Below are 20,334 nucleotides of genomic sequence, written 5' to 3'. Positions count from 1 at the left end.
CAGGTGTGGGGTTAGGCCTCCCGCCGCCAGCACGCGATGCGTGCCCGCCGCGAATGCACCTCCCCTAGGTAGGCGCCTCGTACCCTCTTCGTGGGCTGGAGACTGTTGGGGGTCAGGGTGCGCGATCGTGCCCTGTAGCGATTTCCGATACCCGGTTGGCTTCCATTCGGCGCGGACCGCGGATGGCCCGATCCGGGTGGATTCGCGGCCTCGCTTGTCCTAGCCTAGTCCGGCCAAGATAACGTCAATCAAGGAAACCCCACTCATGCGTAACTGGTTGGGCGCGTTAGCGCTGCTCGTTTCTCTCGATCTCATGGCCGCGATTCCGGCGACCCCGGTGATGTCGGTCTATGAATTCAACGGTCCGATGGAAGTCCCCTATTACGACGCCGATCGCTTCGCCAGCTCCGGAACGGCTTCGCGCGCGGGCACCCTCGCCCAGGGAACCTCGCTGATCCCCTGTCTGGTCATCCGCGATGGCGTTCCGCTAACCGACAAGAGCGGCACGCCCTATGTGGGCTTCGAGATCGTCGTGGATCCGCGCAAGGCGACCCGAGCCTCGACCGAGGTCTTCAAGCGGGCGGTGGCCGAGCGCAAGGGGCTGAAGGTTCGCAATCATCATTGCCCGGCGAACGTGCGCCACGTCATCAGCGTGGGCGATCTCTATGCGCTGGAGAAGGCGCCCTCCTTCGATCCGCCGCGTTCCGGCGGCCGCCGGGACACGGGCGGGGCGAGCGAGCTCGACCGCATCGTGCGGGCCTTTCATGCCTCAAGCCAGTGCGAGCGCGTCAATGAGCGCCTGACGCGCCGCCGGCCGGCCCTGGAGGACGCCTGGAGCGACTTCATCGCCCAACGCTCGGATCTCGGATCCGCGACCACACTCGCCAAGGCCCGGCATCTGGATTACGCGATGCGCACCGCGCTCTACGAGGGTCACCTGGGCCGGGGCTGCAACGCCTATGGCGCCTGCGAGCGCAACATCATCGTCCTCTCGATCCGCAACCGCGCCCTGGGTCAGTGTCAACGCGGCCAGGGATGCTCCTTTCCCGGCGACTTCAAGGGCGTCTCCTCGTCGGTGTCGCAGTACAACATCTGGGACGAGTACCTGACCCAGATCTCGGGCCTGACCTCCTGCTATCTGCGCCCGGACCTGGCCGACCATGACTATTACTCCAAGATCCAGGCCATGCATGCCCAAACCGTCACCGATGCCGAGCGCATTCTGTTTGGCGACGAGTCGGACCTGCGCGCCGTTTTTCCAGGCAGCAGCCTCGCCGATCTCACCAGTATGCGGCACTACTATCACGCCCCGGCCATGGGCAAGTGCTTCCCGAATCAGGATCGCGTGGAGTACATGACGGGGGCGGTGGCGCGCCATGGCGGTGATTTCGCCCTGATCGCCAACGCCCGCATCCAGGTCGGCGCCAAATCCGGTGACGGCTATGCCTTCAAGGACTTCCAGTTCGAGGAGACCCCGGATAGGGACATCATCAGCATCAGCGACAAATATCCGGGCTTTCTCGTCGATGCCCGCAAGGTCTCGCTGCGCGAGCCAGGCTCCTGTCCGGCCTATGGCATCCCGAGCGGCTGCCGTTCGGCCGGTACCGGGCGCTACCGCAAGGTGCCGAACTGGCTGAGTTCCGGCAAGCCGGTGGAGATCCATTGCCGCATCGCCGACCGTGGCGAGTCCTGCAAGGGGGCTGGATCCTCGCGCTCGGTGAGCGTCGGCGGCGTCTGCGACAAGGAGATGCGTCCGGTGGCACGGGTGCCTTGAGGCCGGACGGACTCGCCACCACCAGCCAGCCGGCGCTCATCCGGCTGGCATTTTTTTTGCTTTATCCAGTACGAAAGGGGCCGGAGTGAATCAATGGTCCTCGACGCCACCCATCGCATCAATACGTTGAGTCGAGCGAGGGCCTTGATCGCCTGTCGGTTCCATGGCCTCCCGAGCGGGCTTGTGCGATCTCGAACAAGCCCCCACCGGCTCACCACCGCAAGAGGAAAGAAACGTGTCCAGCACCGCGGAGAAGACAGATCGCTACATCAGTTTCGAGGGAATCGAGTGCGACGAGATCGCGCGCCGCATCCTCGGCTTCATTCGTGACTGCCTCGGCGAATCCGATCGCGCCTCCAACTGGTCGTCCTACTTCGAGCGCGCGGTCGTGGAAAACGAGCGGATCGGCCAGGACGAACTCTTCCTCGTGGGCAGTCAGGTCAACTACATCCGCGAGTTGTTCGAGCACCACGGACACCAGCCGGGACTGGACCTGCTCGACCAGATCGAGGATGAATGCTGTTGATCGGGAGTTAAGGCGAGCGAGAGTTGTCGCTCGCGGGCCTCGGGCGGTTATCATTGGTCGATATCGAGCGAGTTAGGATGTCGTCGTGCAGGCCCTGATCACGTTTTTCGTCGAGCTTTGTTTGCTCCGCCGTCCGCCTCAGGACTTGCCGGCATCCGAGACCCTCCTTGGCCTCGCCCTGATCGCGGACCTGGTGGTTGGCGTCATGGTCGGGATGACCGCCGGGCTGTCCTGGTGGACGAGCTTCCTGCAGGGAGTCGCCGAGATCCTGCTGATGCTGGCCGCCCTCTACGTCGCCCTGAAGCAGCTCAAGCGACTGGAGCGTTTCATTCAGTCGGGCACGGCCTTGCTCGGCAGCGGCGCGCTGCTCGGTCTGGTGGCGATCCTGCCACTCAGTCTCAATCCGACCGGCCAGCAGGAAACCGACCTCGCCGCCCTGGGGGCCTTCCTGCTGCTTGGATTGGTGATTTGGGGCATCGTGGTCACCGGCCATATCCTGCGCCACACCTTCGGTATCACCCTTGGCCAGGGCGCGGCGATCGCCGTGGGTTTCCAGATCATCGCCGTCAGTCTCGTGACCAGTCTGTTCGGCGGCGCCTGAGCCCGAGCCCCGCGAATGACCCGCCCATTCGGACGTCCGTCCAGATATTGGTAAGGATCCCCTTCATGCATCTACACATTCTTGGCATCTGTGGCACCTTCATGGGCGGTATCGCCCTGCTGGCCCGCGCGCTGGGGCATCGGGTCACGGGCTCGGACGCCAGTGTCTATCCGCCCATGAGCACCCAACTGGAGGCGGCCGGGATCGAGCTGATGGAGGGCTACGACGCCTCGCACCTGGACCCGCCGCCCGACGTCGTGGTGGTCGGCAACGCCATGAAGCGCGGCATTCCGGCGGTCGAGGCGATGCTGGACCGGGACATGCGCTATAGCTCGGGACCGGAGTGGTTGCGGGAAAATCTGCTGCGCGATCGCTGGGTGCTGGCGGTGGCGGGCACCCACGGCAAGACGACCACGGCCAGTATGCTGGCCTGGGTGCTGGAGGACGCGGGTCTGGATCCGGGCTTCCTGATCGGCGGGGTGCCGCTGGACTTTGGCCTGTCCGCGCGCCTGGGCTCGGCGCCCTTCTTCGTCGTCGAGGCCGATGAATACGACACCGCCTTCTTCGACAAACGCTCCAAGTTCGTCCACTACGGCCCGCGCACACTCATCCTGAACAACCTGGAATTCGATCACGCGGACATCTTTGATGATCTGGCTCAGATCCAGCGCCAGTTCCATCATCTGGTGCGCACGGTTCCGGGCAGCGGCCTGATCGTCCATCCCGAGGGCTCCCCGGCCATGGACAGGGTGATATCCATGGGTTGCTGGACCCCGCGCGAGACCCTGGGTGATGGAGGCGACTGGACCGCCGAGCTGATCGAACCCGACGGCTCCCGGTTCCGGGTTCTGATCCAGGGGATCGAGGCCGGTACCGTCCACTGGGGGCAGACCGGACTCCACAATGTCCACAATGCCCTTGCGGTGCTGGCGGCCGCGCGTCACGTCGGGGTTCCGGTCTCCGCCGGGGTCGAGGCGCTGGGGCGTTTCCAGGGCGTCAAGCGTCGCATGGAGTTGCGCGGCGAGATCGAGGGTATCCGTGTCTTCGATGACTTCGCCCATCATCCAACCGCGATCGCCACCACGCTGGAGGGACTGCGTCGGCGGGTCGGCGGGCAACGCATCCTGGCGGTGCTGGAGCCCCGTTCCAATACCATGCGGCTGGGTGTGCACAACAGCGAGCTGGCGGCCTCGCTGGGCTCGGCGGATCGCGTCTATCTCCATGCCCCACCCGATCTGGGCTGGGACGCGGGTGCCGTGCTGGCCGGGCTCGGCGAACGTCTGCGCGTGCTGGATGCCATCGATCCCATCGTCGAGCGAGTCGTCGCCGACAGCCAGCCTGGCGACCAGATACTGGTCATGAGCAACGGCGGCTTCGGCGGCATCCATGACAAGCTCCTGAGCGCCTTGCGCCTCAGGTATTTCGCTTGAACCGGATCGCCCGGCGCGGCGTCTCCGGGCCGTCTGGCGCATGACCCATTCAGGTGCCTCCCTCCCGACCACGCCCGCGGGTTGGCCGAGGACGGTCACGGTCGCCTTTACCGGTGCCTCCGGCGCGCGCTATGGACTACGGCTGGTCGACTGTCTGATCCGGGCCGGAATCCGCGTCTATCTGCTGATCTCCCAGGCGGGCCAGGTGGTTCTGAAGATGGAAACCGGGCTGGAGGCGCCGGCGCGGGCGAGCGAGGCCGAGCCCTTCTTCGCCGACCTCTTCCAGGCCAGCGCGGGTCAGCTCAGGGTCTTTGGTCGCCAGGAATGGACCGCCCCCGTGGCGAGCGGGAGCAATCCACCCGAGGCCATGGTGATCTGTCCCTGCACCACCGGCACACTGGCGCGCGTCGCCGCCGGACTCTCCGGCTCACTGATCGAACGCGCGGCGGACGTAGCCCTGAAGGAGCGGCGCCGCTTGATCCTGGTGGTCCGCGAGACCCCTTTCACCAGCATCCATCTTGAGAACATGCTCCGCCTCGCCCAAGCCGGGGCGGTGATCATGCCGGCCAATCCAGGCTTCTACAGCAACCCCACCAGCGTCGACGACATCGTCGATTTCATGGTCGCCCGTGTTCTGGATCACCTGTCCGTTCCCCATGCCTTGATCCAACGCTGGGGCGAGTAGCCGCGAGTGCTCGGAAACCGAGAGGCTGGAGCCCCGGATACCCAAGAGCCGGGCGCGAAGGAGGCGAGCGGAGGTCGAACACCTGGCTGCGTCTTCCTGGCGAAACGGATGATCGTCAAGCCCAGGCGAGCCGTCGTCGAGGATAAAAACCGGATTCACCAGAGGCCTTTCGAGACGCCTTTGGGGTTGACAAGCGAAAAAGTATATAAGAAACTGGTGATGTACTGAAGCTTAGCGCTTCAGTGCACTCCTCCATCCTCCTTTGGTGGTAATTTTAAAGCGCGACAATCGTCGCGCTTTTTTTATGCCTGGAATCGAACCTCTTGCCATCCGCCCGAGGCGACCAGCCGTTGATGATCCTGGCTTGTTTTTCAATCGCTGGAGGCCGTTGTCTCTAGATCCATTCGCTCAAGACGGCGCACCAGGCGATAGGCGACCCAGCCCAGCCCGATGGTCGCGGCGCCGACGGCGGCGACGATCGGGCGTTGCTGAACGGCGTGATAGACCATCCAGCCCATGAGGACGATGAAGCCAAGGCTGGTGAAGGGATGACCCCAGGTTCGATAGGGACGCGGCAGATCGGGTTCGCGCGCGCGCAGCACGAAGACGCCCGCCACGGTGAGCGCGGCGAACACCGAAAGGGTGAAGCCGACATAGCTCACCAGTGCATCGAAGCTGGAGGTGAGCATCATGAGCATGGCCAGCAGCGATTGCAGCGCGACGGCGATGAGCGGGCCACCGCCGTCGAAGCGGCGAGCCAGCAGGCGCATCGCCCGGTAGTCACGCCCCATCGCCTCGTAGATGCGCGGTCCGGTCAGGATGAGGGCACCGACCGTCGAGACCAGACCCAGGGCGATGAGTCCGCTCAGGATCCGGCCGCCCAACTCGCCGAACGCATGGACCGCCGCCACATGTCCCACCCGTTCCTCGGCCCCCGCCAGCTCCGCGGCCGGCGCGGCGCCTAGAAAGACCGTGTTGACGCCGAGATAGAGCAGCATCACCGTCAGGGTTCCCACCACCAGCGCGAGCGGCAGCAGCCGTCCCGGATCGCGCACCTCGCCCGCCACGTAAGCGGCGGCGTTCCAGCCGCTATAGGCATAGGAGACATAGATCAGACCCACCGCGAAGGCCGGCGACAGCACGGCGTCCAGCAGGGCCGGCTCGCCGCTACCGACGAGTCGCGAGGCATCGATGGCGAAAAAACCGCCGAGGATGAACAGCAGGATCAGCAGCGCCTTGCCGAGCGTGAAGAAATCCTGGATCCGGCTGCCGGTCGACAGATGGAGCGAGTGCAGGACCGAGGCGCCGACGACCAGCGCCAGGCCGGAGGCCAGCGGTGGAATCCAGTCGGAACCAAGCGCGAGGTTCAGATACTCGCCGAACGCCATGGCGCTAGCGGCGACCGGCGCGGCGAATCCAACCACCAGCGAGACGAAACCGGCGATGAATCCCAGCGCTGGATGGTAGATGCGCGAGAGCAACCGATACTCTCCGCCGTTGTGCGGCAGCGCGGCGACCAGTTCGGCGTAGGCCAGCGAGCCACAGGCCGCCGCCAGCCCGCCAAGCAGCCAGGCCACCAGCACCGCGGGTTGGGAGCCCAGATCACGGAGCAGGAATCCGGTGGTGGTGAAGACGCCGGTGCCGATCATGGTTGCCACGACGAGCAGGATGGCGGTACGCAGACCGAAGCGGTGTTCCGGGTTGGTGTGTCGTGGCATTGAAATCTTTATTGGTCAGTGGATTGGCGCGCCGGGCGGCTGCTCAGGTTAGCAGATGCGCGAGCGATTTAGCGTCCGTCGTCACTGTCGGATGATCCGCCCATTGGGGTTCCCCGTATCGAGGGATTCATCCAGTTGTCACAGGAACGCAAAGGTTATTCGTTAGATTGCCCGTTTGGCGGGGGTTGGGTTGCATCGGCCCAGTCTCCAACACTCAAGTCGACCCACTCCAGGACGTCGACGCCCGACGAGATTCAGGAGCAAGGCAAGGTGAACCCGAAACATTCGATACCCAGTCTAGTGGCCGCGGCGGCGCTGCTCTCGGCCGGTCTGACGCAGGCCGCGCCATCGGCGAAGTATGTCTTCTTTTTTCTCGGAGACGGGATGGCGAACGCGCAGGTCCAGGCCGCCGAGGCTTATCTGACCGTCAAGAACGGCGGCTCGGCGACCCTGGCCAGCGATCTGCTCGATCCGGCGAACCGGCTGAACATGACCAAGCTACCGGTGCAGGGCATGCAGACCACCTTCGACGCCGGTGCCCTCATGACCGACTCGGCCTCCTCCGCCACCGCCTTCGCGAGCGGTCTCAAGACCAAGAGCGGGGTCATCGGCATGGACGAGACCCTGACCAACAGCTACAAAAGCGTGGCCCAGATCGCCCACGAGCGCGGTCGCAAGGTCGGCGTCATCACCAGCGTCTCGCTCGATCACGCGACCCCGGCCGCCTATTACGCGAGCGTCACCAGCCGTGGACTCATGAATCAGATCGCGACCCAACTGACCGCCAGCGGCTATGACTTCTTCGGCGGCGGCGGGTTTGCCTCGCCCACCGGAGCGGCGCGCGGCGGCGACTCGGAGAACAACATCTGGGATCTGCTGAGCGCCAATGGTTATCAGGTGTTCAACGATCGCGCGTCCATACTCTCGCTCAAGACCAATCGGCCGGGCGCCAAGGTCGTCGCCATCAATCCGACCCTGGACGAGGCCGCCGCCATGCCCTATGCCATCGATCGACCGGAGGCCAATCTCTCGCTGGCCGAGATGACCGAGGTCGCCATCGCCAATCTCTACGAGGGGCCGAGTCAGCGCGGCTTCTTCCTGATGGTCGAGGGCGGCAAGATCGACTGGGCCTGCCACGCCAACGACGCGGTGGCCGCGATCGGCGATACGCTCGACTTCGACGCGGCGGTCGGCAAGGCGCTGGAGTTCTACAGAAAGCACCCGATGGATACGCTCATCATCGTCACCGGCGACCACGAGACCGGCGGCATGACCGTCGGCCACGCGACCACCGGCTACACCGCCTATTACGATCGCCTGTTCGGCCAGACCAACAGCTTCGAGCACTTCGCCGCGAATCAATGGAAGGTGCACAAGGAGACCTATGGGGAGGGTTACGATCGGACCCCCGCCAACAATCTGGAGTCCAACACGGCGATGCTCTCTCTGCTGGATGATACCTTCGGACTCGAATGGGCCAGTCTCAACGACTACCAGAAGCAGAAGCTGGAGGATGCCTACGACCAATCCATGTCCGGAGAGAACGACAACAGCTCGGCCGAGAACAAATATCTCTACGGCAGCTACGAACCCATCATCGTCACCATCACCCACATCCTCAACGAAGTCGCCAGTATCGGCTGGACGTCCTATTCGCACACCGGCGTGCCGACCCCGGTCTATGCCCAGGGCGGGCAGGCCAGTCTCTTCAGCGGTTTCTACGACAACACCGACATCGCCAAGCGTCTGACCCAGGCCATGGGTCTGCGCGAGAGCCTGCCGGTCGCCAGATAACCGCCCCGTCCCAATCCGCCCACCCCACGGCGCCGTCGGCTCGACGGCGCCGTTCTCTTTGGCGATCACCCATGCCCAACTGGAACCGCGACTGGCTGTTCGCGCTGACCATCGCGCTGGTCTGCGTCGGACTATATTTCCTCGACCTCGCGCCCGCGACCCGCGCCGAGCATGGCTGGCACGCGCGCGCCCTGGTCACCGAGGTCGACAACAGTCAGGTGCGCGTGAACCTGATCGTCAAGACGGAGGACCAGTTCCTGAGGGTTCGTCTGCTCGGCGGTCCCCACCAGGGAGAGGAGCTCACGGTCACCAACATGCTGACCGGCAAGCTGGAACTGGACGAATTCTACGAAGCGGGCCAGGTCATCCTCGTCGAGTATGGGTTGAAGGACGGCCGACCCGCGCACGGAACGGCGCGTGGCGTCTATCGTCTGGGCTGGCAGCTCGCGCTGATCGGCGTCTTTGCCGTGCTCCTGGTCGCGGTCGCCGGTGTGACCGGGTTCAAGGCCGCGCTCTCCTTCATCTTCACCGCGCTGGTGCTCTGGAAGCTCTATTTTCCGCTGCTGCTGCTCGGTTATCCCCCCATCCCGTGCGGGCTCGCGCTGGTCGCCCTGCTCACCGCCGTCATCACCTTCTCGGTCGGCGGACTGAGTCGGCGCGGTGTCGCGACCTTTCTGGGCTCCATGCTGGGGGTGCTGCTCACCTGTGGGCTCGCGGTCTGGTTCGCCCAGGTCTTCCACCTGCATGGCGCGCTGCGACCCTTCGCCGAGACCCTGCTCTACTCCGGCTATTACGGGTTGCGCCTGACGGACATCTTCATCGCCAGCATCTTCATCGCCTCCTCGGGCGCGGTCATGGATCTGTCGATGGACATCGCCGCCAGCATGGAAGAGATCAAACACCATCACCCCGGCATCGGACCCATCGCGCATCTCACCTCGGGTCTGCGGGTCGGGCGCGCGGTGGTCGGAACCATGACCACCACCCTGCTGCTCGCCTATTCCAGCAGCCACATTACCCTCTTCCTGCTCTTCATGGCCAAGGGACTCCCCGCCGCCAACATCCTCAATGCCCCCTTCGTCGCGGCCGAGGTGTTGAACATCCTGGTCGGCAGCTTCGGACTGGTCACGGTCGCGCCCTTCACGGCACTCATCGCCGCGCTCCTTCATGGCTGGCCCTCGCGGGAGGTCGCGCGGGTCGTGCCATCGACCGTCGATTCGCGCGCCTAATGCCGCCTGAGCGAGTCGACCAAGCCGCCAAGCGGACAAGCGCGGATTCACGCCTGGATCAAGGCGTCAGTCGCCCCCGCAGCCGCCGCCATCTCCGCCGCCGTCGCCATCGCCATCGCCATCGCCGCTGAACCAGGAATCACCGAAGCCATCCGAGGAACCGTCGAAGGCGGTGCTGGTCATGTCGCCCGCGCAATGGACCGGCTGGCCAGTCGAGGCTCCATCGCGGTCGATCAGGGCCTGACAGTTCAGGGCGTAGCGAAAGCCGCCTGGGATATTGAACTGCCGGTCGAGCGCGAAGAGCAGGGGCAGGCGGGCGGGTTCGCGGGGATCGATGTTCTCCTCACGACAGGCGTGCCACCAGACCCGACGCAGACCGCTGTTGTTCTGGCGGTTCGGTCCCAGGGCGGTGGCCGGCGTGTGGTGCAGAAAGCGTCCGAACGCCCGGTCGCAGAACTGCTGGTAGTGCCGGGTGTGCAGGATGTGCTCGTGCCAGAGGTCATCGACGACCTGCGACGGCATGGATACAGGCTTGCGACCACTCTTGAGATAGGCCAGGAAAAACTGACGCAGTCCGCGCGCGACCAGATGCCGGGCACGTCCGTCGAGTTGGGGATGGCGGGCGCCGAAGCGCTCGATCAGACCGGGCGGGAAGCGGTAGGCGCGGATGAAGGCGACGCGCCGCGCTCGGCGCCGGACCGACCAGACGACGAAGAGCAGGGCCAGCGGAATGAGGACCATCGGGATCGGGGGTAGCTCGCTCATCGAACCCTCGCGTCGCTCGGCGACTCAATTCCGCCAGAAGGTTGGCATGAAGAGGATCAGCAGGGTGAAGATCTCCAGCCGTCCGGCCAGCATGCCGAAGATGCCCAGCCATTTGACCACCGGATCGACGGTGGCGAAGGTCACGGCGACCTCGCCAAGTCCCGGACCACAGAGATTGACGGTGGTGAAAACGGCGCCGAAAGCGGATTCCAGATCCAGTCCCGCCGCCATCATCGCCACGGTCAGCAGTAGACAGGTCACGATATAGAGCACGGAAAAACCCCAGACCGAGAAGAGTACATCCTCCGTGACCAAGCGCTGACCGATCTTGACCGGCGCGAGCGCCCGCGGATGGGCGAGTTGGAATAACTGACGCACCCCCAGCTTGACCAGCAGCATGACCCGCAACACCTTGATGCCGCCCGCCGTGGAGCCGCCGCAGCCGCCAATGAAGGAGATGATCACCAACACCAGCGGGATGTGCAGCGGCCAGTCGCCGAAGGTCGCGGTGCCGAAGCCGGTGCTGGTGAGGATGGAGGCGACCTGAAAGGTTCCGTGCCGTAGGGACTCCCAGCTTCCGGCATAGGCGCCGGACCACTGGAGGCTCGCCGCGATGAAGATAGACCCGCCCAGGAAGGTGAGCCCATAGGCGCGCACCTCCGCGTCGGCCAGATAGGCGCGGATGTTCAAATCGCGCCAGGCGACGAAATGGATGGCGAAATTCACGCCCCCGGCCAGCATGAAGACGATGGCGATGGACTCGATAAGCGGACTGTTGAAGTGGCCTAGACTGGCGTCGTGGGTCGAGAAGCCGCCGGTGGCGACGGTGGTGAAGGCATGACCGATGGCGTCGAAAGGGTCCATCCCCGCCAGCCAGAAGGCCAGCCCACAGGTGGCCGTCAACCCGAAATAGAGCGACCAGAGCGCACGCGCGGTTTCGGCGATGCGGGGCGTCGGCTTCTCGTGCTTGGCGACCCCGGAGGTCTCGGCGCGATAGAGCTGCATCCCGCCCACGCCGAGCAGGGGGAGGATGGCGACGGCCAGAACGATGATTCCCATCCCGCCCAGCCATTGGATCTGCTGACGATGGTAGAGGATGGACTTGGGCAACTGGTCGAGCCCGACGATGACGGTCGCCCCGGTGGTGGTGAAGCCCGAGATGGACTCGAACACCGCGTCGGTCAGGCTCAGATGCAGCCCGAGGATGAAGGGCAGCGCGCCGAACAATCCCAGCAAGGCCCAGAAGAGGGCGACGATGAGGAAACCGTCGCGCACGGACAGTTCGCTGTTCGCCCGCAGGTTCGGCAGCCAGAGCAGCAGACCGCCGCCCGCGGTCAGCAACAGCGAGACCAGGAAAACCAGCCACTGACCGTCCTGGTAGAGCCGCGCCAGGGCGAGCGACGGCAGAAAACTCAGGCTGTAAAGCATCAGCAGAATGCCAAACAGCCGAATGATCGCGCGCCAATGCATCCGAACTTCAATCCTCGCGCAGACGGTTATATGGCGCTAAATTCGGCGCTTGGAACCCTGATGTCGCGAAGAAACGAGGGAAAACGACGATGTGTTTGGTTCGGACACGTCTCCCCCTTGGGTAAAGGGAATCGCCACGCTCGATCACTGAATCCCTGCCCGCTCTTCGCGCCTTCGTGCTTCAAAGGCTCATATTCAGGTTGATCGGCGGCTGACGCAAGGCCGTTTACCGGGAACCGTCCGCGCGCGACGCGACGCCCTCGGCCGGGTGCCGCCTCAGCAAGCTGAACTCCGAGGCGCCGAAACCTTCGCCACAAGCGCTGGCTTCCAGAGGCTCGCATATTAGCAAAATCTGATGTGGCGGCACCGGGTAATCGTGTTGGCAATGTGAGCCTGCCCAACATCACCCAACGACGTCAACCTGAACACACGCCGCTCAACGCACCACGAATTGACTCAACTTCGACAGATTCTTCCAGGCCAAGGCCCCCACTCCGCCAATCCCGTTCGAGCTCAATGCACGGTAATCCTCCGCCGATTTGCGCAGGATATTCCGCAGCGAGCGATTACTGGCGCCGCCTGTACGCATCCTGACCAAAACCTCAGACAGATAGACCACCTGCCGCGCAGTCAACCCCGAAAGTAAGCGCAGCATCAGATCATAATCCGCCGCAATCCGATAACGCGTATCAAACACGCCATTTGCTTCATACCAGGACCGACGCACGTACAGCGTGGGATGCGGGGGCATCCAGCCCCAACGCAAACGCTTTGGATCGAAGGGGCCAGAACTCCAATGTCGCGCCACCCGCGCCGGCTCATCGCGCCACACATAGTCCAGATCACCATAGCAGGCCATCACCGACGGATCGGCAAAGCAGTCCGCCACGCGCTGGAGGACGCGAGGATGCGCCAGGACATCATCGGCGTGCAGGAACCCCAGCACCTCGCCCGTCGCTAGGGCGATCCCTTTATTCAGGGCATCATAGATCCCCCGATCCGGTTCGCTCTGCCAACGCGAAACCGGCGTTCCCGGCCTTGCGCTCTCGGCGCGAATCAAATCGACCGTTCCATCGGACGAACCGCCGTCGATCAGGAGGTACTCCAAAGTAAGCCCCTGCTGAACTCCAACCGATCCAAGCGTTTCCGCGAGAGTCTGAACCGCATTGTAAGAGGCCGTAACAAGCGTAAGCTGCATGGCGAATCGACAATCTCCTGATAGTAAAGACGGGTTTCCCCTAAAATAGTCTCAAGCCCAACACCGAAGTACCTAGCCATGTCTCGCAAACTTCGTCCACAAGTTCTAACCGGCCGAAACAAGCTGGCGCGCGCCGTTTGGGAACTTGTCTGGTTGCTGCTATTCCGTCCCTCCCCCCGGATTTTCCATTCATGGCGCTGCATGCTTGCCCGCCTGTTTGGCGCGCGACTCGGAAAGCGGATCCGTCTCTATCCATCCGCAAGGATCTGGGCACCGTGGAACCTGACGATGGAAGATCATAGTTGCTTAGGGCCGGATGTCGATTGTTACTGCGTCGACAAGATCCAGATCGGGCACCAGGCCGTTGTCAGCCAATATAGCTATTTATGCACCGCAAGCCACGATTACCGCGACAGGGAGTTACCCTTGATATCAGCACCGATCCTGATCGGCGCTCAGGCATGGGTCACGGCGGATGTCTTTGTCGGACCAGGCGTCACAATCGGTGAAGGCGCGGTGGTGACAGCTCGATCAAGCGTCTTTGGAGACATCCCACCCTGGGTGGTTGCAAGAGGTAACCCAGCCACGCCATACAAAGAGCGAACGCTTAATTCGGACGAGCAACGAGTGAAAAATGACTTCGATCCATCCACGGTTTAATTCTCAAGTTGAGTCTTCCGGACGCAACAACACGCGGACCAAAGGCGCGGCTCTCGATGCAAGTCAGTACAGATATCGCTCGTAGTTGTCAACGCATTGCTTGGCAACCGCCGTCCAGGTGTATTTCTCCTTGACCAGTGACTTACCATTACATCCCATGCGCTCACGCAAAGCGTCATCGCTTATCGCAGAGATCAAGGCTTGGGCGATGATCTCCGACACCAAGGGAACCACAAAACCAGCGTTCGAATCCGCTACATCGGGAAAATGGCATGCCTCACTGATCACCACAGGGATACCGCAACTCATGGCCTCTAGGACGGCAAGGCTGGAACCTTCCTGCCGGCTCGGCAAACAAAAGCAACTAGCGCCATGTAATGCGTCATACTTATCCGCCCCATAAACAGCTTCTACCATGTGAACTCGAGTTGTTAATTGGAGTTTCCGAACACGAGCCTGAAACGAATCACGCTCTCCACCATCTGGACCTATGACAACAAGCTGCACACTCTCATTTCTAGCGGCCACGATATGAAAAGCATCGATTAGATAATCTAATCCCTTTTTGTAATGCAAACGCCCAAGAAATAAAATATAAGGATTTTGGCCAAGATATGGATGCCTAGAGCGAAACCGATCTATATCATGTCTTGATTCGTTCTCTTCCATAAATATGCCGTTAGGTATCGTCTCCATCGGAAAAAAAATACCCAAATCCTTGATTGCATTTGATTCATGTGTATTCAGGACATGCAGATAACGCGCATGATCAAGGAACCGGCGATACGCAATGGCGAGGGCAAGGCGTTTCTTGAGGCGACGTTGCGCCATGCTCCAGTGATCCAACATTCCGTGTGGTGTGACAACATAAGGAATACCAGAGCGCTGAGCAAGGCGCGCCCCGACAAATACGAGTTGCTCCCATAGCCCATGAATCTGGAGGATATCGGTGTCTGATAATAGAGGGGAGAGCTTATTCGGGATTCCAAAACCCGTTAGCCTCTCCAGTCGGCTGGCTGCGGGAAGAATATGTACCTTCGTGCGATCGATAAACGGTATCGATGCAAGGGAGTTACGTAGCATTGCGTCGGAGCAATTCCCGCAATAACCAACAACCGATGCATCATGACCAATTGCGGCCTGTGCCGCAGCAAGACGTAATGCGACCGCTGGCGGACCACCCGCCGCAGGATCCAAAGAGTCGACTAAATGCAGAATACGCATCGGTTATCGCCTCGCCAAAAAACGAGCCACCTGTACAAAACTTTCAACCATTGCTTCAAGCGTATATTCTTGCTCGACCAACTTGAGGCAATTCTCCGATAGATCTCGTCGCAAATCCCTATCGCCAATAATCCGCGAACACTGCCGCATCATGTCAGTAACATCACCTTGCCGATAAAAAAAACCAGATTGCCCGTGCCTGAGCGCCTCCACCTCTGGATTTTGCTGTTCGATGTTGTCGTGAGTTACAACCGGGAGGCCATAACCAAAGGCATGAAGAATGCTCAAACCGATATTCGACGGATAACAAAAAACAGTCGCACTCATCATCCACGGAGCAATCTCGTTTTCCACGAAAATAGCGCCGGTAAAGATAACCTTTGATCCAATTCCATACGCAGCCACCATAGATTCGAGCTTAACCCGATCCGCACCATCACCAATAATGACCAGCTTTGCGGATGCACGATCACGCTGAAAAGTGGCAAAACCTTCAATCAACATTTCAAGATGGTTGTCTGGCTCCAGACGGGAAACGAAAAGGATAGTCTGTTCTGGATCAAGCCCATGTTGGGTCCGAAAGGCTTTAAGACATTTAACATACCCGGACCATCGCGATCTGGCGTTTTGGATCGGTGCCTGGTCGATAGCATTCTGCGCCACGAAGACTCGTCGCGCATCATAGCCCTGTTCGATAAGCTCATGGGCAATTGTCTTCGTATAGAGGATCACCGCATCAGTTCTCCGCCCATACCAGTTCCGCAGGAAATCACGAAGGCCATCACCGCGCTTAGAATAGCCGTGACCCCACAAGGCAGTCGGCAACCGCCGGGATTTCGCAAGAGCCAACGCGGGAAACAACGAGAGGTAATGAGCGTCCCATGAAAAGACTATCGCGTCACAATCCCTTTCTAGCACAGCCTTCAACTGATTAAATTGCCATTTAAATGAAATAATTCCTGGTCCAAATTCATGTAAAGGTGCAGGATAACACCTGAAGTTGCATCTATCTGGAAATGATATAAGACTGCCGCAGCTTGATCCAGCCCAAACAGTCAGGTCTATGTCTGGTGACGCCGCAAGTCTCTCGAAAACCGGCACCCGATAAGCTGGAATCAACGGCTGCACGATGGCTAATCTTATCAAGCTTCGTTTAGTTGACATAAAAATCAAGCGAATTCTCATTGCCTAAGAAGTGTATAATTACCACTGCCTTGCGCACAGACCAAACAGATACCATATGAAAGAAGTGAATCGATCGAATCCCTTATGCGCGACTTGTGATTTGCATCTATGGGATGCAGGCATTCATCATATTCCACACACAGCACCTTAACGTTTATGCCTTCGGCAATGAGGTTTTCCAAAATGCGGTATTTCGCCCCTTCTATAGTCAATTAACACTACTTTGTTACCTTCGCGTAGTCGATTGATTATACTGCACTTAACCCATGCGGGCCAGCCGAATACGTAAAGTGTAAATTTATGCAGAAAAGCGACGCTCAGAAAAAGATTGATGCGTTAAAGCAATTACATAATCACCTCGCGTCTCATATTGAAGAATACAGCCACTGCTTTCATAATGAAACGTCAGATGGTCATGAGCTGGGCGAGGCCTATATTCATGCTCTTTTAAAGACAGAAGCGGGCAAGCGTAATATGGAGCGCATGGACGAAGAACTTGAATTGTCTGGCGCTGGCTATCAGCACATTCAACAGTTCATTTTTGACTCAACTTGGTCCGCATCTAACTTGATCAGCGAGATCGCATTGAACACCTCCGAGCTGTATGCGGATCAAGACAATTATCAATGTAGCGATGTCGGTTATATCATCGATGAATCCGCGCATGTCAAGAAAGGGAAGCATTCGGTTGGCGTGGCACGCCAATACGCTGGCGTCATCGGAAAGGTTGAGAATTGCCAGGTTGGCGTGTATGCCAGTTTAGTTTTTAACTCACATAGCACATTAATTAACGAACGACTCTTTCTGCCCGAGTCTTGGACTTCTGATCCTAAACGCTTTGAGAAAGCTGGCATTCCAGAAGAAGCGCGCACGTTCAAAACCAAGCCGCAGCTAGCACTTGAGATGATCACATCCGACCTCGAGGCTGGCGTAGAGTTTAGCTGGGTCGGAAGTGATGGTCTGTACGGTCATGGGCTTGAACTCGGTAACGCCTTAGATAACATGGGGTTAACGTTTTTGCTCGATGTGCATGGCAATCAGAAAGTCGGTGGTGTTCTAAATTTGTGCATAAGCCTATGAAGCCGCCTATTGATGAGCCCTATTCCATATCGTTACAATAGTCATTTTTGTGCTCGCTTGAAGACTCAACAACCACCAGCTAAAGCTGGTGGGTTGAAGTTACGGACTGAAAGTCCGGATACGGGTCGAAAGACCCGTTCAGGGTGCCTCGGTTCGGAAGTTATCCTCTGCCTTTGGCTCACATGATGTCCCAGATACGCCCGACTCATTTCGTCCATCACGGCGTTGGATGTCACGCAAACGCCGCCGCACGCCCAGCCAGGCTTCCCACGCCATGTTTTCTCAGCAGGTCAAGGATCGCATGGTGACCGTCTCCATCATTCGTCGCGTTGGCCACAAGCCGCAAAAGGCTTCAAAGATCAATCACTATGGACTAAAAGTCCATAGTTTGAATTCGGACTGAAAGTCCTTCGTCCGCAGACTTTACTGCGGACTAAAGATGATAAGGAATCGCTACGCGATGCCAGGTTTTGATTGAGAGCTTTCTAACGAAAGATTTTACTAAAAGTCTTGCACTGAAAGTGCATAGTTTTGACTAACGATTGGAACAATAAATCTGACCGCCTAAAGGCGGTGGTTTTAACCTTGCTTCGGACAATAATGCCCTCTTTTGCCTTTTAAAATGTAAACATATATTCGCTGCCGGCCATGGAGAGCGAAGCGAGAACCAGTAGCCCTGGTAGCTGCGGGCATGTGCGTCTTGCCGCAGTGGCAAAGGAGCGAGAGTCCCGTAGTCGCGAAGGCGATATGCAGAGCGGCATTCCACACGCCGTCAAGTCATTCGTCGTTAGGCCGAGCGCAAGCCCGCGCGCGCCCATCGGGCGCGACGCGAGGGGACGCAGCGGCCCAGAGCGAGACGAACTCGGGCGGAGAAGGTGGGTCGCCATGGCGGGAGTCTCGGCGGAGAGGGAACAAACCGTCGGGAGTCACCACGAGCGCAAACACGACACTCCGATGAAATTTTGTTATTTTTGGGATCGGCGTTCATCTGAGTGCGGTAGCGCTTATTGTTTGAATCTCTACTTGCTATCCCAAGGTCGCTTTGATGCTCAGGGCCAGAGTATGTAGTGGCCGCTGTATTCAGACGGACGCCTCCTATAAAATTCAGGAAACAGTATGTTAGCTAAAACGATCGCTTTTCCGCATCGACCTCCACCTATTGGAGGGCCTGGGACTTTTCAGATTTTACTTGAATCCGAAGTGGCAGAGCGTGGTTGGAAGATTTCTTATGCGGAAGATAAGGTAAAAGCAGATGTCGTATTCGTTGTTGGCGGGACTGTGAAACTAGCGTGGCTTATGCGCCAGAAATATGCTGGAGCAAAGATAGTCCATCGACTTGACGGTCTTAACTGGAGGCCATGGCAGCAGTCTAGCCCACTAAGGACGCGAACGATGGCAAGCATACGCAATGTTTTGATGCGTACCATAAGAGATTTGTTTGCAGACTATGTGATTTACCAGAGTGAGTTTATTAAAGATTGGTGGAGAAGTTATTACGGTTTATCTAATAAGATGGAATCGGTAATCTATAATGGGACAAATTTGTCGGTTTTTAGACAACAAACCGTACATATCGATGATTTTGATTTAAGAATAGGATGTGTTGAGGGTACGATTGAGGAAGACGGGGCAACGTTAGAAACGATCATTGGTATTGCTAGTAGAGCAAAGGCAGAAGGCCAAAAATGGCGAATCGATCTATATGGATCTGCGGGCGGGGAGCTAAGCCGTGCTGTTCAAGGTTTAGATAATGTGCATCTGCATGGCAAGTTCCCACGTGACCGCATGCCGGCGATTTACAATAGTTGCAATTTGTTTCTGGTCTTGGAAATCAACCCTCCTTGTCCAAATTCAGTAGTGGAAGCGCTTGCAAGTGGATTGCCAGTGATAGGATACGATACAGGAGCATTATCCGAGATGTTGACACCTAATGGTGGATTAGTTGTTCCTTATGGAAGTAATCCTTGGAGACTTGAGTCACCTAATGTTAGTGGGCTTTACGACGGAATTATGGACATGGCAAAAGATCTTAATTCACGCTCGTTGTCGGCTCGGCGTCTCGCAGAAGAGAAGTTCGACGCTAAATTGATGCTGCAACGCTATATGGATGTGATCGAAGGTATCTAATCGTTAGTCGCTTTTTAAATGGTAGAGGTGAATAAATTGGACAGAATCAACTTAGGTTGTGGGATGAGTCCGACACAAGGCTGGAAGAACTTCGATAATTCGCCGAGTATCAAGTTGAAGAGAGTACTGCCCTTAGCCCGGATTTTATTATCAATCGGAATTATTACTACCGATCAACTTCGATTTGTCATTTTTTGCTGTGATAGCAACATCGAGTGGGCAAATGCTGCCAAGCGCATTCCGGTACCTACTGGCTCGGCGGATGTGGTTTACGCTAGTCATATGTTGGAACATCTCACCTGGGGCGAAGTGGAGTCGTTCCTTGCTGAATCGAAGCGAGTCCTTTGTGCGGGTGGAACTATACGGCTAGCTGTACCGAATATTCGCTTCCATATCGAAAACTACCTTTCCCATGAAGATGCAGATGTTTTCGTTCGCGGCACGGGCCTTGGTAGATTAGAAGAAAACGGCATCCTCAAATCAGCTTACAAGCTGATGGTGGGCGACCGTGGACACAAGTGGATGTATGATGGGCCATCGCTATGTCGCTTACTTGAACGACAAGGCTTCGTTGATGCAGTCATCTTGGGAGCAGGTGAAACTACATTGCCAGAACCTGGGGAACTGAATCTGAGAGAAAGGGTGCCGGAGAGTGTTTTTGTGGAGGCGAAGAAGCTTTGAAATTCTGGCCCTCCTGGATTTTAAGTGGTACCTGGATCCGTTTAGGATCAGAAGTCCAAAACTCGGGCAGAAAGAGTCGTTCGTTAATTAATGTGCTATGTGAGTTAAAAACTAAACTGGCATACACGCCAACCTGGCAATTCTCAACCTTTCCGATGACGCCAGCGTATTGGCGTGCCACGCCAAC

Annotated in this window: 18 protein-coding genes; 11 read left to right on the top strand and 7 right to left on the bottom strand. The window is 58.8% G+C overall.

Translation table 11 applies throughout. The annotated features are described in order from the left end of the window. Positions 1 to 265: 265 nt before the first annotated feature. From CKO27_RS12020 to CKO27_RS12000, 5 genes are all read left to right on the top strand, one after another. The gene (locus CKO27_RS12020) at positions 266 to 1,774 is read left to right on the top strand and encodes a hypothetical protein (protein WP_200375139.1); all 1,509 of its coding nucleotides are present in this window, start codon (positions 266 to 268) and stop codon (positions 1,772 to 1,774) included. A gap of 235 nt (positions 1,775 to 2,009) precedes the next feature. Next, positions 2,010 to 2,300 carry a N(2)-fixation sustaining protein CowN gene (gene cowN / locus CKO27_RS12015; RefSeq protein WP_200375138.1) on the top strand — a complete coding sequence of 97 codons (291 nt, stop codon included), beginning with the start codon at positions 2,010 to 2,012 and terminating at the stop codon, positions 2,298 to 2,300. Positions 2,301 to 2,385: 85 nt separating this feature from the next. Further along, positions 2,386 to 2,901 (top strand): hypothetical protein, encoded by a 516-nt coding sequence (locus CKO27_RS12010; protein ID WP_200375137.1) that lies wholly within the window; start codon positions 2,386 to 2,388, stop codon positions 2,899 to 2,901. Positions 2,902 to 2,966: 65 nt separating this feature from the next. Then, a complete protein-coding gene (mpl, locus tag CKO27_RS12005) occupies positions 2,967 to 4,331 on the top strand; it encodes a UDP-N-acetylmuramate:L-alanyl-gamma-D-glutamyl-meso-diaminopimelate ligase (protein ID WP_200375136.1) in 1,365 nt (454 codons plus the stop codon). Positions 4,332 to 4,371: 40 nt separating this feature from the next. Continuing rightward, positions 4,372 to 5,016, top strand: a complete 645-nt coding sequence (locus CKO27_RS12000; RefSeq protein ID WP_200375135.1) for a flavin prenyltransferase UbiX — start codon at positions 4,372 to 4,374, stop codon at positions 5,014 to 5,016. Between the two features lie 371 nt (positions 5,017 to 5,387). On the opposite strand, the gene CKO27_RS11995 is transcribed toward CKO27_RS12000, so the two are convergent. After that, on the bottom strand, positions 5,388 to 6,734 hold the full coding sequence (locus CKO27_RS11995) for an APC family permease (protein ID WP_200375134.1): 1,347 nt from the start codon (positions 6,732 to 6,734) through the stop codon (positions 5,388 to 5,390). 270 nt (positions 6,735 to 7,004) lie between these two features. Here CKO27_RS11995 and CKO27_RS11990 point away from each other — a divergent pair, with 270 nt between their 5' ends. Together CKO27_RS11990 and CKO27_RS11985 are read left to right on the top strand one after the other, a co-directional pair. Then, positions 7,005 to 8,528, top strand: coding sequence for an alkaline phosphatase (locus CKO27_RS11990; RefSeq protein WP_200375133.1), 1,524 nt, complete (start codon positions 7,005 to 7,007; stop codon positions 8,526 to 8,528). A gap of 71 nt (positions 8,529 to 8,599) precedes the next feature. Next, positions 8,600 to 9,757 (top strand): YibE/F family protein, encoded by a 1,158-nt coding sequence (locus CKO27_RS11985; protein WP_200375132.1) that lies wholly within the window; start codon positions 8,600 to 8,602, stop codon positions 9,755 to 9,757. Positions 9,758 to 9,823: 66 nt separating this feature from the next. On the opposite strand, the gene CKO27_RS11980 is transcribed toward CKO27_RS11985, so the two are convergent. The 3 genes from CKO27_RS11980 to CKO27_RS11970 form a co-directional block, all read right to left on the bottom strand. Next, on the bottom strand, positions 9,824 to 10,522 hold the full coding sequence (locus tag CKO27_RS11980) for a glycine-rich domain-containing protein (RefSeq protein WP_200375131.1): 699 nt from the start codon (positions 10,520 to 10,522) through the stop codon (positions 9,824 to 9,826). 24 nt (positions 10,523 to 10,546) lie between these two features. Continuing rightward, positions 10,547 to 11,992, bottom strand: coding sequence for a TrkH family potassium uptake protein (locus tag CKO27_RS11975; protein WP_200375130.1), 1,446 nt, complete (start codon positions 11,990 to 11,992; stop codon positions 10,547 to 10,549). Positions 11,993 to 12,428: 436 nt separating this feature from the next. After that, on the bottom strand, positions 12,429 to 13,190 hold the full coding sequence (locus CKO27_RS11970; protein ID WP_200375129.1) for a glycosyltransferase family 2 protein: 762 nt from the start codon (positions 13,188 to 13,190) through the stop codon (positions 12,429 to 12,431). 78 nt (positions 13,191 to 13,268) lie between these two features. On the opposite strand from CKO27_RS11970, the gene CKO27_RS11965 reads away from it, so the two are divergent. Further along, positions 13,269 to 13,850, top strand: a complete 582-nt coding sequence (locus tag CKO27_RS11965; RefSeq protein ID WP_200375128.1) for a WcaF family extracellular polysaccharide biosynthesis acetyltransferase — start codon at positions 13,269 to 13,271, stop codon at positions 13,848 to 13,850. A 63-nt stretch (positions 13,851 to 13,913) separates the two neighbouring features. Here CKO27_RS11965 and CKO27_RS11960 read toward each other — a convergent pair whose 3' ends face one another. Both CKO27_RS11960 and CKO27_RS11955 read right to left on the bottom strand, forming a co-directional pair. Next, complete coding sequence (locus CKO27_RS11960; protein WP_200375127.1) at positions 13,914 to 15,074, bottom strand: glycosyltransferase; 1,161 nt, start codon at positions 15,072 to 15,074, stop codon at positions 13,914 to 13,916. Between the two features lie 3 nt (positions 15,075 to 15,077). Then, positions 15,078 to 16,202 (bottom strand): glycosyltransferase, encoded by a 1,125-nt coding sequence (locus tag CKO27_RS11955; protein WP_200375126.1) that lies wholly within the window; start codon positions 16,200 to 16,202, stop codon positions 15,078 to 15,080. Between the two features lie 357 nt (positions 16,203 to 16,559). Between CKO27_RS11955 and CKO27_RS11950 the strand changes: the two genes are divergently transcribed. From CKO27_RS11950 to CKO27_RS11940, 3 genes are all read left to right on the top strand, one after another. Continuing rightward, positions 16,560 to 17,339, top strand: coding sequence for an IS701 family transposase (locus tag CKO27_RS11950; protein ID WP_200375125.1), 780 nt, complete (start codon positions 16,560 to 16,562; stop codon positions 17,337 to 17,339). A 1,116-nt stretch (positions 17,340 to 18,455) separates the two neighbouring features. Continuing rightward, complete coding sequence (locus tag CKO27_RS11945; RefSeq protein WP_200375124.1) at positions 18,456 to 19,466, top strand: glycosyltransferase family 4 protein; 1,011 nt, start codon at positions 18,456 to 18,458, stop codon at positions 19,464 to 19,466. Between the two features lie 63 nt (positions 19,467 to 19,529). Then, entirely contained in the window at positions 19,530 to 20,147 is a 618-nt protein-coding gene (locus CKO27_RS11940) for a class I SAM-dependent methyltransferase (RefSeq protein WP_200375123.1), read from the top strand. On the opposite strand, the gene CKO27_RS25285 is transcribed toward CKO27_RS11940, so the two are convergent. Next, entirely contained in the window at positions 20,068 to 20,328 is a 261-nt protein-coding gene (locus tag CKO27_RS25285) for a transposase (protein ID WP_420825828.1), read from the bottom strand. The genes CKO27_RS11940 and CKO27_RS25285 overlap by 80 nt on opposite strands. Positions 20,329 to 20,334 lie beyond the last annotated feature (6 nt).

Origin of the sequence: Thiocystis violacea (assembly GCF_016583575.1) — a bacterium.
GTDB lineage: Bacteria > Pseudomonadota > Gammaproteobacteria > Chromatiales > Chromatiaceae > Thiocystis > Thiocystis violacea.
This window is presented reverse-complemented; position numbering and strand designations above follow the sequence as displayed.

Coding starts and splice junctions, on each gene's coding strand:
- CKO27_RS12020 (WP_200375139.1), top strand. CDS start 266: ATGCGTAACTGGTTGGGCGCGTTAGCGCTGCTCGTTTCTCTCGATCTC.
- mpl (WP_200375136.1), top strand. CDS start 2,967: ATGCATCTACACATTCTTGGCATCTGTGGCACCTTCATGGGCGGTATC.
- CKO27_RS12000 (WP_200375135.1), top strand. CDS start 4,372: ATGACCCATTCAGGTGCCTCCCTCCCGACCACGCCCGCGGGTTGGCCG.
- CKO27_RS11995 (WP_200375134.1), bottom strand. CDS start 6,734: ATGCCACGACACACCAACCCGGAACACCGCTTCGGTCTGCGTACCGCC.
- CKO27_RS11985 (WP_200375132.1), top strand. CDS start 8,600: ATGCCCAACTGGAACCGCGACTGGCTGTTCGCGCTGACCATCGCGCTG.
- CKO27_RS11980 (WP_200375131.1), bottom strand. CDS start 10,522: ATGAGCGAGCTACCCCCGATCCCGATGGTCCTCATTCCGCTGGCCCTG.
- CKO27_RS11975 (WP_200375130.1), bottom strand. CDS start 11,992: ATGCATTGGCGCGCGATCATTCGGCTGTTTGGCATTCTGCTGATGCTT.
- CKO27_RS11970 (WP_200375129.1), bottom strand. CDS start 13,190: ATGCAGCTTACGCTTGTTACGGCCTCTTACAATGCGGTTCAGACTCTC.
- CKO27_RS11965 (WP_200375128.1), top strand. CDS start 13,269: ATGTCTCGCAAACTTCGTCCACAAGTTCTAACCGGCCGAAACAAGCTG.
- CKO27_RS11960 (WP_200375127.1), bottom strand. CDS start 15,074: ATGCGTATTCTGCATTTAGTCGACTCTTTGGATCCTGCGGCGGGTGGT.
- CKO27_RS11950 (WP_200375125.1), top strand. CDS start 16,560: ATGCAGAAAAGCGACGCTCAGAAAAAGATTGATGCGTTAAAGCAATTA.
- CKO27_RS11945 (WP_200375124.1), top strand. CDS start 18,456: ATGTTAGCTAAAACGATCGCTTTTCCGCATCGACCTCCACCTATTGGA.
- CKO27_RS11940 (WP_200375123.1), top strand. CDS start 19,530: ATGAGTCCGACACAAGGCTGGAAGAACTTCGATAATTCGCCGAGTATC.